The organism is Bacillus sp. C1 (assembly GCF_054570475.1).
This window is the reverse complement of record NZ_JBTMZT010000025.1, coordinates 1-14,956: the sequence shown is the minus strand read 5'-3', so window position 1 is coordinate 14,956 and position 14,956 is coordinate 1. Positions and strand designations below refer to the sequence as shown.

Annotated in this window: 16 protein-coding genes, 1 tRNA gene, 1 rRNA gene, 1 other RNA gene and 1 other annotated feature; of the genes, 4 read left to right on the top strand and 15 right to left on the bottom strand. The window is 37.1% G+C overall.

The window, feature by feature from the left end:
- Nucleotides 1-256 precede the first annotated feature (256 nt).
- The 7 genes from ACX5JI_RS26240 to tadA form a co-directional block, all read right to left on the bottom strand.
- Nucleotides 257-526 (bottom strand): pro-sigmaK processing inhibitor BofA family protein, encoded by a 270-nt coding sequence (locus ACX5JI_RS26240; RefSeq protein WP_459503910.1) that lies wholly within the window; start codon nucleotides 524-526, stop codon nucleotides 257-259.
- Between the two features lie 113 nt (nucleotides 527-639).
- Nucleotides 640-861: a YaaL family protein gene (locus ACX5JI_RS26235; protein WP_017150460.1), complete on the bottom strand. Its 222-nt coding sequence runs from the start codon at nucleotides 859-861 to the stop codon at nucleotides 640-642.
- 14 nt (nucleotides 862-875) lie between these two features.
- A complete protein-coding gene (gene recR / locus ACX5JI_RS26230) occupies nucleotides 876-1,472 on the bottom strand; it encodes a recombination protein RecR (RefSeq protein ID WP_017150461.1) in 597 nt (198 codons plus the stop codon).
- 17 nt (nucleotides 1,473-1,489) lie between these two features.
- Complete coding sequence (locus ACX5JI_RS26225) at nucleotides 1,490-1,816, bottom strand: YbaB/EbfC family nucleoid-associated protein (protein WP_459503911.1); 327 nt, start codon at nucleotides 1,814-1,816, stop codon at nucleotides 1,490-1,492.
- A 25-nt stretch (nucleotides 1,817-1,841) separates the two neighbouring features.
- A complete protein-coding gene (gene dnaX, locus ACX5JI_RS26220; RefSeq protein WP_459503908.1) occupies nucleotides 1,842-3,530 on the bottom strand; it encodes a DNA polymerase III subunit gamma/tau in 1,689 nt (562 codons plus the stop codon).
- A gap of 133 nt (nucleotides 3,531-3,663) precedes the next feature.
- Nucleotides 3,664-3,928, bottom strand: an RNA gene (ffs, locus tag ACX5JI_RS26215) — signal recognition particle sRNA large type.
- Nucleotides 3,929-4,006: 78 nt separating this feature from the next.
- Nucleotides 4,007-4,504: a tRNA adenosine(34) deaminase TadA gene (tadA, locus tag ACX5JI_RS26210; RefSeq protein WP_459503906.1), complete on the bottom strand. Its 498-nt coding sequence runs from the start codon at nucleotides 4,502-4,504 to the stop codon at nucleotides 4,007-4,009.
- 263 nt (nucleotides 4,505-4,767) lie between these two features.
- On the opposite strand from tadA, the gene ACX5JI_RS26205 reads away from it, so the two are divergent.
- The 3 genes from ACX5JI_RS26205 (at nucleotide 4,768) to ACX5JI_RS26195 (ending at nucleotide 6,735) form a co-directional block, all read left to right on the top strand.
- Nucleotides 4,768-5,307, top strand: coding sequence for a cysteine hydrolase family protein (locus ACX5JI_RS26205; protein WP_459503905.1), 540 nt, complete (start codon nucleotides 4,768-4,770; stop codon nucleotides 5,305-5,307).
- A 121-nt stretch (nucleotides 5,308-5,428) separates the two neighbouring features.
- Nucleotides 5,429-6,064 (top strand): deoxynucleoside kinase, encoded by a 636-nt coding sequence (locus ACX5JI_RS26200; protein ID WP_459503904.1) that lies wholly within the window; start codon nucleotides 5,429-5,431, stop codon nucleotides 6,062-6,064.
- 2 nt (nucleotides 6,065-6,066) lie between these two features.
- Nucleotides 6,067-6,735 carry a deoxynucleoside kinase gene (locus ACX5JI_RS26195; protein ID WP_459503903.1) on the top strand — a complete coding sequence of 223 codons (669 nt, stop codon included), beginning with the start codon at nucleotides 6,067-6,069 and terminating at the stop codon, nucleotides 6,733-6,735.
- Between the two features lie 35 nt (nucleotides 6,736-6,770).
- Here the strand turns inward: ACX5JI_RS26195 and ACX5JI_RS26190 are convergent, their stop codons facing one another.
- From ACX5JI_RS26190 to guaB, 7 genes are all read right to left on the bottom strand, one after another.
- Complete coding sequence (locus tag ACX5JI_RS26190) at nucleotides 6,771-7,154, bottom strand: sigma factor-like helix-turn-helix DNA-binding protein (RefSeq protein WP_459503902.1); 384 nt, start codon at nucleotides 7,152-7,154, stop codon at nucleotides 6,771-6,773.
- A gap of 167 nt (nucleotides 7,155-7,321) precedes the next feature.
- Nucleotides 7,322-7,414: transfer RNA gene (locus ACX5JI_RS26185), tRNA-Ser, on the bottom strand.
- A gap of 130 nt (nucleotides 7,415-7,544) precedes the next feature.
- On the bottom strand, nucleotides 7,545-8,819 hold the full coding sequence (gene serS / locus ACX5JI_RS26180) for a serine--tRNA ligase (RefSeq protein WP_459503901.1): 1,275 nt from the start codon (nucleotides 8,817-8,819) through the stop codon (nucleotides 7,545-7,547).
- A gap of 51 nt (nucleotides 8,820-8,870) precedes the next feature.
- Nucleotides 8,871-9,092: a binding site (T-box leader), on the bottom strand.
- 54 nt (nucleotides 9,093-9,146) lie between these two features.
- Entirely contained in the window at nucleotides 9,147-9,737 is a 591-nt protein-coding gene (gene pdxT / locus ACX5JI_RS26175; RefSeq protein ID WP_459503900.1) for a pyridoxal 5'-phosphate synthase glutaminase subunit PdxT, read from the bottom strand.
- Between the two features lie 17 nt (nucleotides 9,738-9,754).
- On the bottom strand, nucleotides 9,755-10,642 hold the full coding sequence (gene pdxS, locus ACX5JI_RS26170; protein ID WP_017150471.1) for a pyridoxal 5'-phosphate synthase lyase subunit PdxS: 888 nt from the start codon (nucleotides 10,640-10,642) through the stop codon (nucleotides 9,755-9,757).
- A 159-nt stretch (nucleotides 10,643-10,801) separates the two neighbouring features.
- Complete coding sequence (locus ACX5JI_RS26165) at nucleotides 10,802-12,121, bottom strand: serine hydrolase (protein WP_459503898.1); 1,320 nt, start codon at nucleotides 12,119-12,121, stop codon at nucleotides 10,802-10,804.
- A gap of 104 nt (nucleotides 12,122-12,225) precedes the next feature.
- Nucleotides 12,226-13,689, bottom strand: a complete 1,464-nt coding sequence (guaB, locus tag ACX5JI_RS26160; protein ID WP_459503897.1) for an IMP dehydrogenase — start codon at nucleotides 13,687-13,689, stop codon at nucleotides 12,226-12,228.
- A 115-nt stretch (nucleotides 13,690-13,804) separates the two neighbouring features.
- Between guaB and ACX5JI_RS26155 the strand changes: the two genes are divergently transcribed.
- Nucleotides 13,805-14,800, top strand: coding sequence for a YaaC family protein (locus ACX5JI_RS26155; RefSeq protein ID WP_459503896.1), 996 nt, complete (start codon nucleotides 13,805-13,807; stop codon nucleotides 14,798-14,800).
- A gap of 41 nt (nucleotides 14,801-14,841) precedes the next feature.
- Here ACX5JI_RS26155 and rrf read toward each other — a convergent pair.
- Nucleotides 14,842-14,956 (bottom strand): 5S ribosomal RNA (rrf, locus tag ACX5JI_RS26150).

Below are 14,956 nucleotides of genomic sequence, written 5' to 3'. Positions count from 1 at the left end.
GCCAGGATCAAACTCTCCAATAAAGTTAGTTTGTCTAGCATCTAAAATAAAAATTGACGTTTCACGTTGTTTGTTTCGTTTAGTTTTCAAAGTTCAACATCGCGTTTCAGCGACTTTTACAATATAACATTTCTTAATCACTTCGTCAACTTATTTTTTCTTTCGTTGTTGACGACGCTTATTAATTTACCACATTAACAATCGATGAGTCAACACTATTTAAAACTTTTTTCAAAAATAAATGCCAAAATGATTTTCATCCTGGCATTATATATAATTTAATGATAACCAGGGCACAAATCCCCGGTATTCCCAAGATACTAGAAATAGAAGCTGTACCAATATTAATTGGAATATGAAAACCAAAATATGTTCCAATCACATTAACAGTAAACAATAATACTATACCTATGATTACTTTAACGAAAATCTTCCCTATAAATTGCAATGGTTTCATTGAAGCACCAAAAATCAGCAAAATAAATACTAAAGTAAGAATTCCACCAATAACCAATATAGAATTCATTTTCCTCCTCCTTATATAACATATAGCTTATACATTCTATATGTATGGGACAAGGACACAAAAAATGCCGTTCAATTATATAAAAAAGACCCTGGTTACAAAACCAGGATCCTTTACCATTGTTCCATTTTTACCGGACGCCTTTTTGCTTCTTTTAATAAGAAAAAGTATTTCGCTTCTGCTAATTTTAATGAACATAGCACATCCTGTGATGGTTCAACACTTTGTTCTACCATCCTCTTTTGACGTAGCCACTCATTCTTCACTTTTTCTAATAAAGCAATTAACTTATCATCGTATTCTTTTCGCAACTTTCCCTTTTTTTGAAAAAACATTTTGATTTCTCCTCTTATACTTCTCTACGTCCTTCTAAAGCCTTGGATAATGTTACTTCATCCGCATACTCTAAATCTCCACCAACGGGAAGACCATGCGCAATCCGAGTCACTTTAATACCTGTCGGTTTTAAGAGGCGGGAAATATACATCGCTGTAGCTTCCCCTTCAATATTTGGGTTTGTTGCTAAAATAACTTCTTGGACAGTTTCATCTTGTAACCTTTTTAACAACTGCGGAATATTAATATCCTCTGGTCCAATTCCTTCCATTGGTGAAATTGCACCACGAAGCACATGGTAGACGCCTTGATATTCTTTCATCTTTTCCATTGCAATTACATCTTTCGCTTCTTGTACAACACAAACAACCGATTGATCACGATGTGAATCATCACAAATATAACAAGGATCACGATCTGTAATATGTCCACAAACAGAACAATACGTTAAATTCCTCTTTGCATTTACAAGTGATTTCGCGAAGTCTAGCACGTCATCTTCTTTCATATCTAGTACAAAGAACGCTAATCGAACGGCCGTTTTCGGACCGATCCCTGGCAACTTCATAAAGCTATCAATAAGCTTTGATATCGGTTCTGGATAATGCATATGTCAATATCCCCCTACTAGAACATTCCACCCGGTAAGTTTAAACCTTTTGTAAATTTACCCATTGTAGAGTTCGAAAGTTCTTCAGCCTTTTTCAGCGCATCGTTTGTTGCAGCTAGTACAAGGTCTTGTAACATTTCAATATCTTCTGGATCTACAACTTCTTCTTTAATTTTCACTTCAAGAATTTGTTTATGTCCATTCACAATGACAGTAACCATTCCGCCACCAGCTGTACCTTCAACTACTTTTTCTCCAAGCTCTTCTTGCGCTTTCGCCATATCTTTTTGCATTTTTTGCATTTGCTTCATCATGTTATTCATATTTCCCATTCCGCCACGCATCATAATAAATTCCTCCTAATAGTTATTATTCTTTTATTTCAATAAGTTGTTGCCCTACTAATTTTACCGCCTCTTCTATGAGGGGATCTACTTTTTGTTCTGCTGCTTCTTCTGAGTTTTCACCTTCACGTTGTAAAAATTCTTCGCGTATTTTTCCCCACTCACTCTTCGGAATTGCAATCATATTCAATCTTTTGCTGAGCAATTCAAAAAGAACTTGTTCTACGGTATCCATTGCTTCACGGTTTTCACTTGCCATTTTACAATGTATCTCATATTGGAAAGCTAAAACATAAGAATCATCAGAAGCTGCAACTGGTTCACTATTCTCTAATAATACAGCAAAAGCCACTTTATTATAGGATTTAAGTCTTCCTAACAACTCACCCCATACGCCTTTTAGTTGTTCTAAATCTTGGCGTTTTGCTTGCTTTAATACTTCATGTACACGTCCGACAGGGATTTTCATGTTTCCTGTCCGCACAGGTTTTGATGTTGTACGTCTCTCTTTAACTTCAGGCTGCGTACTAGCTGGCACGCCATTCTTCTTCATTTGTTCCAATTCTTTTTCTAATTGTTGCATTCTGTTCATAATTGCTTGCAAACGGTCTGTCCCATTCGCTTGCATCATAAACTGTTGGCAAAGTTGCACCATAACAACTTCTAGGAAAATCCGCGGGTGATTTGTCCACTTCATCTCCTGCTGTCCCTTACTGAGCGTATGAATAATCTCATAAATGATCTCAGGTTGCATCACTTCACTTAGCATACGGAACTGATCATCAACAATTACTCGTTCTAACATATGTTCTAATTGTGGTGAAGTTTGATGTAAGAGCATATCACGATAATAATAAATGAAATCTTCCATAAAACGAACTGGATCCTTTCCCTTATTCATCATATCGTCAATAATACGCAACGCTCTTGATACATCATTCTCTCTTATACATTCTACAAGATTACCTAAATATTGTTGAGAAACAGAACCCGTTACCGCTAAGACATCCTCAGTCGTAACCGTCTCATCACTATACGAAATAGCCTGATCGATTAAACTCAGTGCATCACGCATACCACCTTCAGCAGCACGCGCAACAATTTGTAGCGCTTCAGCTTCTACTTTTGTACCCTCATTTGTAACAACCGTCTCTAGTCTTTCTACAATATCATGTACCGATATCTTTCGAAATTCAAAGCGCTGACACCTTGAAATGATTGTAGGCGGGATTTTATGAGGCTCTGTCGTCGCCAAAATAAAGATAACATGTTGCGGTGGTTCTTCCAATGTCTTTAAAAGCGCATTAAAAGCTCCCATTGAAAGCATGTGGACCTCATCAATAATGTATACTTTATATTTCACTGCACTTGGGGCATACTTTACTTTATCCCTTATATCTCGAATTTCATCTACACCGTTATTCGAAGCCGCATCAATTTCTAATACATCCGAAATAGACCCTTGTGTAATTCCTAAACACGACGGGCATTCATTACAAGGTTCAGCCACCGGAGCATGCTCACAGTTAATTGTCTTTGCAAATACTTTTGCAATTGTCGTTTTACCTGTTCCCCTTGGTCCAGAAAACAAATAAGCATGCGAAGCTTTCTCTTGAAGAAGGGCATTTTGTAATGTTTTTGTTACGTGTTTTTGACCGACTACATCTTCAAACTTTTGCGGTCTCCATGTTCGGTATAACGCTTGGTATGACACGAAAATACGGCCTCCCTCAAAGGTTATTATCTTATATATTATAACCCATTCTGTTTATAGATTCCAAAAGTTATTTTCTATACAAAAAACTCACCCTTTTATATAAGGTGAGTTTTGTATACATATATAACTGCCGTGCACCTTCTGTCGATTACGTACCATAAGCGTTACTTAAGCAGTTAGCTCGGTTCAGGCACTCCTGCGGCACACGAGAAGACCCGCTTATTGCTGCTTCCTTCCGGACCTGACAAGGTTCACGGGGTCCCGTTGCGCAGGACCCAAACGTCAACACCACTTGCTTAAGGCAGGCCTTACAGCAACATAACCTCGAGAAGGGATTCGGCCTCGCTAGAGCGGATTGCGAGTACAGGGCACCGCTACCTCCCCGCTTAGCACGGCAAAGTTAAAACCAATATTCGGTTGCCTTAACGAAGGCATTATCAGTATAACTTGTTTCATCATAAAATGCAAACTTGTTAACGAACAATGTTTTGATCCGATTTTCTCTTTTGTTCTTTCCTTTTTTTACGTAGTTCCTTAAAAAAATTTGTTAACAAAGCTCCACATTCTTCTTCCATCACACCCGATACCACTTCGCATCGGTGATTAAAACGCTCTTCCGTTAAAAGATTCATTAACGTCCCTGCGCACCCCGCCTTTGGATCATTTGCACCATATACAACTCGTTTTACACGTGATAAAACAATGCCCCCTGCACACATCGGACATGGCTCTAATGTCACATATAATGTTGCATTTTCTAAGCGCCACGTACCTAGCTTTTTACAAGCTTCATCAATTGCTAATAACTCCGCATGAGCAATTGACCTTTGCTCAGTCTCTCTTAAATTATGGGCAGCACTAATTACTTCTCCATCTAATACGATAACAGCTCCAATCGGAACTTCTTGAATTTCTTCAGCTTTCTTTGCTTCTTCTATTGCAAGTTGCATAAAATACATATCTTGCTCCATAATATAGTCCTCTCATTACGAATAAAGTATTATAATCTTCCGTCACTATATTCATTTATTTTAATTTAATAATTATATAATTCCCTGCTGCACAGAACAAAAAAGTGCCCTTCACTTATTTTATCCTGTTCTTTTCTCTTGGCATGGCAGGAAAAATTTTATGTCCACTTTTCAATTTATAGTACATTACACGCCTTCTTAAAGATGCGGGATAACTTTTACATATTCAATCCAATCTAAAGAAAAAGAAAAGGGGATTACATATGAAAAATACTGCACTGCTTATTATCGATATGATTAACGACTTCCAATTCTCACACGGGCCAGTCCTGGCGCAAAAATGCCAAATGATTATAGATCCTATTTTACACTTAAAACGAACAATGAAAATGAAGGGCTATCCCGTTATTTATATTAACGATCATTATCAACTATGGAGAGCTGATATCGGCCAACTAATTACTCATTGCACAAATGAGTATAGCAAAAATATTATTCAAACGATTGCCCCCAGCATAGATGACTATGTATTTATTAAACCACATTATTCGGCATTTTATGAAACACCATTAAATTCTTTATTAGGACATTTAAAAGTTGAAAAACTCATCATAACAGGGGTCGCAGGAAACATTTGCATCCTTTTTACAGCCAATGATGCTCATATGAGAAACTATACTCTCTATGTACCTCAAGATTGCACTGCTTCTAACTCTGATCAAGATAATAAACACGCTCTAAAAATAATGGAAACAACATTAAAAGCAAATATTGCACCTTCTCTTCAATTAAAATTTGAGTAGCATACATCAATTTTTCAACTTTTTATGACAAAGTAGTCCGTTCACTTCCCTCTTATGCTACAATTATTCTGTTTTGTGCTTTTTATTTACAGGAAATTATGAATTGAAAGGAGGAAACAGCGTGACCGGAGTACCATTTATTACGGTTGAAGGACCAATTGGTGTTGGAAAAACTTCACTAGCGAAGGAAATTTCAACTCACATGCAACTCCACTTATTAAAAGAAATTGTTGATGAAAATCCTTTCTTAGGAAAGTTTTATGAAAACATTGACGAATGGAGTTTCCAAACAGAAATGTTCTTTCTTTGTAATCGCTACAAACAATTGGAGGACATTAACATAAAATACTTGAATGAATGTAAACCAGTAGTAGCGGATTATCATATATTTAAAAATTTAATTTTTGCATCTCGCACATTAAAAGACACTCAATATGACAAATACATGCAAATTTATCGTATTCTTACACAAGATATGCCTGCACCAAATGTCATTGTATATTTAACGGCAAGTCTAGAAACATTACAAAAACGAATTGCGATGCGTGGACGTGAATTCGAGAAAAATATGGATCCAAGTTACTTATTGCAACTTACTAAAGATTACGAAACGGCAATGGATACGTTCAAAAAGGATCATCCTGATATTCCAGTGTTAAAATTTAATGGAGATAATATGGATTTCGTAAAAAACAGTGACGACTTGAATGTAATTTTATCCACTCTCCAAAATACACTATCAAAGGGGACGAAATAGCAATGAATTTAAGGCAAAAATATGATATACCAAATGATGCAGTAATTACAATTGCCGGTACAGTGGGAGTTGGTAAATCAACTATGACAACTGCACTAGCTAACACTTTAGGTTACCGTACATCATTTGAAAAAGTGGATTCTAATCCGTATTTAGATAAGTTCTATGCTGATTTCACGCGTTGGAGCTTCCATCTACAAGTTTACTTCTTAGCAGAGCGATTTAAAGAGCAAAAAAGAATTTTCGAGTACGGTGGTGGCTTTGTTCAAGATCGCTCTATCTATGAAGATACTGGCATTTTCGCAAAAATGCATCATGAAAAAGGAACAATGACAGAAACAGACTATGAAACGTACAAAGGGTTGTTCGACGCAATGGTTATGACACCTTACTTCCCTCACCCAGATTTATTAATTTATTTAGAAGGTTCTTTTGATAATATTGTCAGTCGTATTCAAGAACGGGGGCGCCCGATGGAGCAACAAACACCGATTGAATATTGGCAAGAGATGCATGGTCGCTATGAGAACTGGATTAATAACTTCAATTCATGTCCAGTCTTACGTTTAAATATTAATGAATATGATATCTTAAACGATGAAAATTCAATTGAGCCCATCATTAAGAAAATTGGGCATTTCCTAAAACAAACACGTAAGCTTGTAAAATAAAAAACCCGTGCGGATGCACGGGTTTTCCTATTAGATCACTTTTTCTTTTTCGTTGAAGCTATGATTTCGCTCTCTGTTTTCCCCGCATTAATACGCTGACGAACAGTACTTGTACTAATATCGTATGCTTCAGCAATTTCTTTAACAGTCATTTCTTTCCCATTAATGATTGCTGTTAACACTTTACTAGCACGTTTTGGAGCTACTTCTTTTTTTACATTTTCTTTCGGCGCTTCTACCTTTTTCGCTTCTTTCTTCACATTACAAGTACAACCGCACAGTTTACGGAATGTATCATCACTTATAATACGCGATACGTTCGCACCACTATTTAAAATTCTATTGTTCTTACAGACCGGGCATTGTACATAATATAAAGTTTTTCCATCTAAAGGGAATGTTTGTATAATAAGATCCATGTTGACTCCTTTCATATCTATGAAGATAATCATCGGAATATGAGTGTTTCATAAGGCATTCCTTCGCCTTACATCATACTTTCTGATTGGTTTTAAAATAAAAACTCGTTACGTGTTGGTAACGAGTTCTCCAATCTCCACTTATATGCGCTGTTGTCAATTATATCTGGAGGAGGTAGAGGGATTCGAACCCCCGCACGGCTCTCGCCGCCTGTCGGTTTTCAAGACCGATCCCTTCAGCCAGACTTGGGTATACCTCCATATTGACATCAAATATAATATCAAAAGAAAAACAGTTAGTCAAGTACACTATAACAGATTACAGGAAAAGGAAATACCTCCTATTTCCTGTATTTTACTGATAACACTCATACCGATGAAAATTTCAATTTATTTAATAACTGTTTTTCCTCCCATATAAGGGCGAAGAACTTCTGGAATTATAATTGTACCATCTTCTTGTTGGTAATTTTCTAAAACAGCTGCAATGGTACGCCCAATTGCCAGTCCAGATCCATTGATTGTATGAACATGTTCTGGTTTTGCATTTGGTTCACGACGGAAACGAATATTTGCGCGTCTTGCTTGGAATGCTTCGAAGTTACTACAAGAAGAAATCTCGCGATACGTGCCATAGCTTGGAATCCATACTTCAATATCGTATTTCTTCGCTGCTGTAAATCCTAAATCTCCTGTACACATGCTCATAACACGATATGGTAGACCTAATAATTGTAACACGCGCTCCGCATCATTTGTTAACCTTTCTAATTCTTCATAAGAATCTTCTGGTTTTACAAATTTCACAAGTTCTACTTTGTTAAATTGATGCTGACGAATTAAACCACGTGTATCACGACCAGCTGAACCAGCTTCAGAACGGAAGCATGCACTAAATGCTGCATAACGAATTGGTAATTGGTCCACACTTAAAATTTCATCACGGTGCATATTTGTTACAGGTACTTCAGCTGTAGGAATTAAGAAGTAATCTTCACTTTCAATGCGGAATGCATCTTCTTCAAATTTTGGAAGCTGTCCTGTTCCTGTCATACTTGCACGGTTTACCATATAAGGAGGTAATACTTCTTCATATCCATGCTTCTCTGTATGGAGGTCCAGCATAAAACTAATTAAAGCACGTTCTAATTTTGCACCTGCACCTTTAGAAAATACAAAACGGCTTCCCGTTACTTTAGCAGCACGCTCAAAATCTAAAATTCCTAGGTTAGTTGCAAGATCCCAGTGAGGCTTTGGCTCAAAATCAAACTCCTTTACCTCTCCCCAAGTACGAGCTACTACGTTATCCTCTTCTGTGTCACCAACTGGTGCAGATTCATGAGGGATATTTGGAATAGAAAGCATCAATCGTTCTAGATCTTCTTCAACTGAGCGAAGTTCATCATCAAGATTTTTTATTCTTTCCCCTACTTCACGCATCTCTAAAATTAAAGCTTCTGCATCTTTCTTTTCACGTTTTAATACAGAAATTTGTTGAGATACTTCATTACGCTTGCTTTTTAACTCTTCTGTTTGAACAAGCAATTCTCTTCTTCTTATATCTAATTCTTCGAAACGACCAAAATCCGTTAAATCTTCGCCTCTATGCTGTAATTTTGCTTTCACTTCTTCAAAATTCGCTCGTAAAAATTTAATATCAAGCATTATATATTCCTCCTTTTATTTTATAAAACACAAAAAACTCCCGTCCCTATAAAAAGGGACGGGAGTTAACCCGCGTTGCCACCCTAGTTGAAAGCAATATTGCTTTCCTCTCAAATAGAAATAACGACTCTTCGCCGGAAATGTTTACTAACCATAGAGATATTCCACATTTCATTCCAGGATGGATTCACAAACTGTTTCTACCGGTTTCCACCAACCACCGACTCTCTACAAGAAACACCATTTGTTACTATTTCCTATCAACACGTTTATTTTATAAAATTGTTACCATCAATTTACTATAATCTTACACAAGTTGCAAGTTACTTATACAACTTTTTTCATTTTTGCCTCTTTCACCATTTGCACAAAATATGCTGTAACACGATGATCATCAGTTAACTCTGGATGGAAAGAAGCCGCTAAAAACGGTCCTTGTCTTACTGCTACCATTCGATCATTATGCATGGAAAGAACTTCTACATTATCGCCTACACTCACAACATATGGCGCGCGAATAAATACACCAATAAAGTCTTCTCCTACACCTTTTATCGAAAGAGCAGCTTCGAAGCTATCCTTTTGGCGTCCAAACGCATTACGTTCAACTATAATATCCATAGCCCCAATATGAGATTCTTCATAACCAATAAGGTTGTTTGCAAGTAAAATCATACCCGCACACGTACCGAACATCGGTTTACCAGATTGTGAAAACTCACGAAGTGATTCCATAAAATCGTACTTATCAATAAGACGGCGCATTGTTGTGCTTTCACCGCCTGGTAAAATAAGACCATCAATTTCTTCAAGTTGTTCCACACGTTTAATAATTACAGCTTCTGCACCACTCGCTTCAACTGCCTTTACATGCTCACGAACAGCTCCTTGAAGACCTAATACACCGACTTTAATCATTTCAAAATCTCCTTTAATTACCAACCGCGTTCTTGCATGCGTTGTTCTGGTAATAATGTTGAAATTTCGACACCTTTCATTGCAGTACCTAGTCCTTTAGAAAGGCTTGCAATTAACTCATAGTCTTCATAGTGTGTCGTCGCTTCAACAATCGCACGCGCGAATTTTTCTGGGTTTTCTGACTTAAAGATGCCAGATCCTACAAACACACCATCTGCACCAAGTTGCATCATTAATGCAGCATCTGCCGGTGTTGCCACACCACCTGCTGCAAAGTTTACAACCGGCAGGCGACCAAGACGTTTGATTTCAAGTAATACCTCATAAGGAGCGCCAGTATTTTTTGCATATGTCATTAATTCGTCTTCACGTAGGCTCGCAACTTGACGGATTTCCGCGTTTACTTGACGCATATGACGCACTGCTTCTACAATGTTTCCTGTTCCAGGCTCACCTTTTGTACGCAGCATAGATGCACCTTCTGCAATACGACGCGCTGCTTCCCCAATATCACGACATCCACATACAAATGGAACAGTGTAATCACGTTTATTTAAATGATATACTTCATCAGCGGGAGTTAATACTTCACTCTCGTCAATATAGTCTACCCCTAATGATTCTAGTACACGTGCTTCCACAAGGTGGCCAATACGACATTTAGCCATAACTGGAATCGATACAGCTCCCATAACTTCTTCTACAATTGTTGGATCTGCCATACGCGCAACGCCACCTGCTGCACGAATATCTGCTGGAACACGCTCTAGTGCCATAACGGCAACTGCGCCTGCTTCTTCTGCAATTTTTGCTTGTTCAGCGTTAACTACATCCATGATAACGCCGCCTTTTTGCATTTCTGCCATTCCACGTTTTACACGTTCTGTCCCTGTTACATTTGTCATGTACAAAAACCCCCCTAGGTGAATTGCTTTTCCCCGTTAAAGGCGAAAATTAAGAATACTCTTACATTCTACCACTAACTATCAGAGGCTTGTCCACTACTTTTTCATAAAGTCGGTATGAAAAATAGGAATAAAAAAAGCCCCTACAATGAGGAGCTCTTAAAACCAACCTTTTACTGTATCAACCGCACTATTCCAAATATCACTAAAGAAAGAACCAATACCACGCATAGAGCGTGTGAACCAGTTTGCTTTTTCTACTTCTGATTTTGTAACAAGATCTACTTGTAATGATTTACCTGATAAAAATCCAGGATCATTATTATCTTTAGAGGATACGACCATTTGACCAAGTGTTGTACCTTTTTTAATTGGCGCTTCTTTTTCTTTGCTTAATTCTTTAAATTCTGTTTTATAAACTTCTTTACTTCCTTTTAACATCGGCAGCGTGATAGCTTGTTTAGTCTGAACTGTTACATCTTTATCTTTTGCATTTTCTACTCGTACAGTTTCATTTTCTTTTACAGTAGATCCTTTTGGATATACTTTTTTTGCTTCAAAATTTGTAAATCCGTAATCAAACAGTTTCTTTGTTTCATCAAAACGCGCTGTATGAGAATTTGTTTTAATAACTACAGAAATTAAACGCATACCGTTTCGTTCTGCTGTACCAGTAAAGCAATCTCCAGCTTCTGGGGTAGATCCTGTTTTCAGACCATCCACACCTTCGTATTCCTTAACTAAGCCTTTTAACATCCAATTCCAGTTATCCATTTGAACAGGATATTTTCCACCTTCTTGGAATACTTTTTTCGGAATTTTCGCTGTGTCTAATACTTTAGGAAAATCTTGAATTAGATGTTGTGCTAAAATCGCGACATCTCTCGCAGACATTTTATTTTCTTCATCCGGTGTTGTGCCTTCAGGATGTTGCCCTTTTAAATCATGATTTGTTAAGCCGGTAGAGTTTACGAATTTATAATTTTTCAATCCAAGCTCTTTCGCCTTATCATTCATCATTTTTACAAAGTCTGCTTCTTTACCTACAACTGCTTCAGCTAACGCAATTGTTGCACCGTTCGCAGAATAAATTGCCATTGCTTCGTATAACTCTTTCACTGTATAAGAACCACCATTTTCTAACGGAACATTAGATAATGAGCGATCTTGTGAAATTTTATATGCATATTCGGAAACTGTTATTTTTTGATCCCACTTAAGTTTCCCTTTATCCACTGCTTCATGAACTAAGTATTCACTCATCATTTTCGTCATACTAGCAATTGCTAATAACTCATCTGCATTTTTTTGGTATAAAATTTTCCCAGAATCTGCTTCTACTAAAATCGCTGCTCCTGCTTCTACGTCTAAAGCAGGTCCTGTTTCTGCTGATGCACTGCCATATGTAACGAACATGCTGCAAAATAGTGTAAGCACTGTTACCATTGCAATGAATCGCTTGCAAAACATACCTTTCACTTCTGTTACCCCCAATATCTTTGTACTCACATAACCGTTATTCTAACATAATCAAAAAAAAATAGACAGAGATATCAAATCTCCGTCTATTTACATATAAGACATTATAAAGAGTAATTTGGTGCCTCTTTTGTAATTTGTACGTGGTGTGGATGACTTTCACGTAAACCAGCACCTGACATACGTATAAATTGTGCATTCTCACGTAAAAATTCTAAATCTTGCGCTCCGCAATATCCCATACCTGCACGTAATCCACCAACTAATTGGTGAACGGTATCAGCTAAAGGCCCTTTATATGGTACGCGTCCTTCGATACCTTCTGGAACAAGTTTTTTATTACCTTCTTGGAAGTAACGATCCTTACTTCCTTTTTCCATTGCTCCAACAGAACCCATACCACGATATACTTTAAATTGACGACCTTGGTAAATCTCAGTTTCTCCTGGACTTTCTGCAACACCAGCAAACATACTACCAAGCATTACAACGTGTGCGCCTGCTGCTAAAGCTTTTACCATATCTCCAGAGTATTTAATACCACCGTCAGCAATAACCGGAATACCGTGCTTACGAGCTTCTGTCGCACAATCGTACACTGCTGTTAATTGTGGTACACCAACACCAGCTACAACGCGTGTTGTACAAATAGAACCCGGTCCAATACCAACCTTGATAACATTTGCACCAGCTTCGATTAATGCACGTGTCGCTTCAGCTGTGGCAACGTTACCTGCAATAATATTTAATTTCGGATATTTTGCACGAACCTCTTTTACTTTCTCAATAACACCTTGAGAGTGTCCATGAGCTGTATCCAGTACAATTACGTCTACATGTGCTTTTACTAATGCATCGATACGCTGCATTGCATCTGCCGTTACACCAACTGCTGCTCCAACTAATAAACGACCTTGTTTATCTTTCGCAGAGTTTGGAAATTCAATTACTTTTTCAATATCTTTAATTGTGATAAGCCCTTGTAATACACCGTTGTTATCAACAAGAGGGAGCTTTTCAATTTTATATTTCTGTAGGATCTTTTCAGCTTCTTCTAGTGTCGTACCAACTGGAGCTGTAATTAATTGCTCCTTTGTCATCACATCAGAAATTTTGATGGAATAATCTTGGATAAAACGCATATCACGGTTTGTAATAATACCAACTAATTTTTGCTCTTCTAAATTATTTACAATTGGTACACCCGAAATACGGTATTTTCCCATAAGATGTTCTGCATCATATACTTGATGTTCTGGAGTTAAAAAGAATGGATCTGAAATAACGCCACTTTCAGAGCGTTTTACTTTGTCAACCTGCTCAGCTTGTTGCTCAATAGACATGTTCTTATGAATAATTCCTAAACCGCCTTGACGCGCCATTGCAATCGCCATGTCAGCTTCTGTTACTGTATCCATTCCTGCACTAATTAAAGGAATGTTTAACTGTAAACTTTCAGATAAAACTGTTTTAACACTTACTTCTCTTGGCAATACATCTGACTTCGCTGGTACAAGTAATACATCATCAAACGTCAAACCTTCTTTAACAAATTTAGATTCCCACATAATTGTTCCCCCCATGATACCAGAAATTATTATTAGTAGCTTAACAATTGGTTAAAATACTGTCAAGAAAGTATATATATGTTAGAATTTTTAGATAATAAAAGGAGCGTAATATATGCATGATACATCTTATGCTTGGCAGCAATTAAGTTTCTTTTTTTCATCCCAACATGTACAGCATTATCTTGCCCGTTGCTATGAAAAATTACCTATTGAAAACGCTGAAAAAAAAAGCTTCGAAAATTGTTATCCTTTCATTTATTATTTAGAACATGGAAAAAGTTATTATGAATTATGTAAAACGGCGCCCTTCTCTATTCAGCCTATGCTGTTATTTTATGGAATGAGTCAACTTTTAAAAGCCTGTTTATTAACCGTTGATCCCAATTATCCAGAATCAACAACCGTCTTAGCTCATGGAGTAACAACAAGAAAACGCAAAAAACAAGGATATCAGTTTTTAGAGGATGAGGTTAAAGTACAAAAGAATGGATTATTTTCACATGTTGCGGAACAAATGTTTCACATGAAACACTTAGAAGCTGAAAAATTTATTATGCTTGAACTACTGGCAAGAATTCCCGAATTAAAAAACTTATTTCGCCATAGCCAAAAAGAACAAATGCTATATAAAATCAATATAGTAGATGAACACCATATTTCGTTTCCCTCTGCCATGCTGGATCGCTTACATATGACAAAAGAACGTTTTTCTCGTTACATTGAAACGTCTTGCAAACATCTCTCTATACAATACGCATCAAGTAAAACGATAGAATCTAATTTGTTGTTTTCAGCTTCTCCTAAAACGTGGAACCCTTTATATAGCACACCTTTATCTTATGATTACGAGAGCAACATTTACTATTGGCCAATAACAAATGATCCTAGAAATTGTAAACCTTTCTTCCCAGAACCACTCATACACTATTTGTTGCTCTACAATTTAAGCATGATTTCTCGCTATGAGACTGATTGGTGGTATGACTTATTAGGAAGTTATGCTTCTGAAGATTATCCGTTTATTTATCAATTTTTAGGGATCTCTGCCCGGAAAATCCCTTACTATGTTTTACTCTTCTTACTAGGTGAATCATCCCATATCTTTTAGTAAACAAAAAAAGACGAGTCAAATTGACTCGTCTTTAATTTGCTTGGCGACGTCCTACTCTCACAGGGACAAGGTCCCAACTACCATCGGCGCTAGAGAGCTTAACTTCCGTGTTCGGTATGGGAACGGGTGTGACCTCTCTGCCATCATCACCAA

Excerpts from the sequence above, each read along its gene's own strand:
- ACX5JI_RS26240 (WP_459503910.1), bottom strand. The coding sequence starts at position 526 with ATGAATTCTATATTGGTTATTGGTGGAATTCTTACTTTAGTATTTATT.
- ACX5JI_RS26235 (WP_017150460.1), bottom strand. The coding sequence starts at position 861 with ATGTTTTTTCAAAAAAAGGGAAAGTTGCGAAAAGAATACGATGATAAG.
- recR (WP_017150461.1), bottom strand. The coding sequence starts at position 1,472 with ATGCATTATCCAGAACCGATATCAAAGCTTATTGATAGCTTTATGAAG.
- ACX5JI_RS26225 (WP_459503911.1), bottom strand. The coding sequence starts at position 1,816 with ATGCGTGGCGGAATGGGAAATATGAATAACATGATGAAGCAAATGCAA.
- tadA (WP_459503906.1), bottom strand. The coding sequence starts at position 4,504 with ATGGAGCAAGATATGTATTTTATGCAACTTGCAATAGAAGAAGCAAAG.
- ACX5JI_RS26205 (WP_459503905.1), top strand. The coding sequence starts at position 4,768 with ATGAAAAATACTGCACTGCTTATTATCGATATGATTAACGACTTCCAA.
- ACX5JI_RS26195 (WP_459503903.1), top strand. The coding sequence starts at position 6,067 with ATGAATTTAAGGCAAAAATATGATATACCAAATGATGCAGTAATTACA.
- ACX5JI_RS26190 (WP_459503902.1), bottom strand. The coding sequence starts at position 7,154 with ATGGATCTTATTATACAAACATTCCCTTTAGATGGAAAAACTTTATAT.
- serS (WP_459503901.1), bottom strand. The coding sequence starts at position 8,819 with ATGCTTGATATTAAATTTTTACGAGCGAATTTTGAAGAAGTGAAAGCA.
- pdxT (WP_459503900.1), bottom strand. The coding sequence starts at position 9,737 with ATGATTAAAGTCGGTGTATTAGGTCTTCAAGGAGCTGTTCGTGAGCAT.
- pdxS (WP_017150471.1), bottom strand. The coding sequence starts at position 10,642 with ATGACAAATGTAACAGGGACAGAACGTGTAAAACGTGGAATGGCAGAA.
- guaB (WP_459503897.1), bottom strand. The coding sequence starts at position 13,689 with ATGTGGGAATCTAAATTTGTTAAAGAAGGTTTGACGTTTGATGATGTA.
- ACX5JI_RS26155 (WP_459503896.1), top strand. The coding sequence starts at position 13,805 with ATGCATGATACATCTTATGCTTGGCAGCAATTAAGTTTCTTTTTTTCA.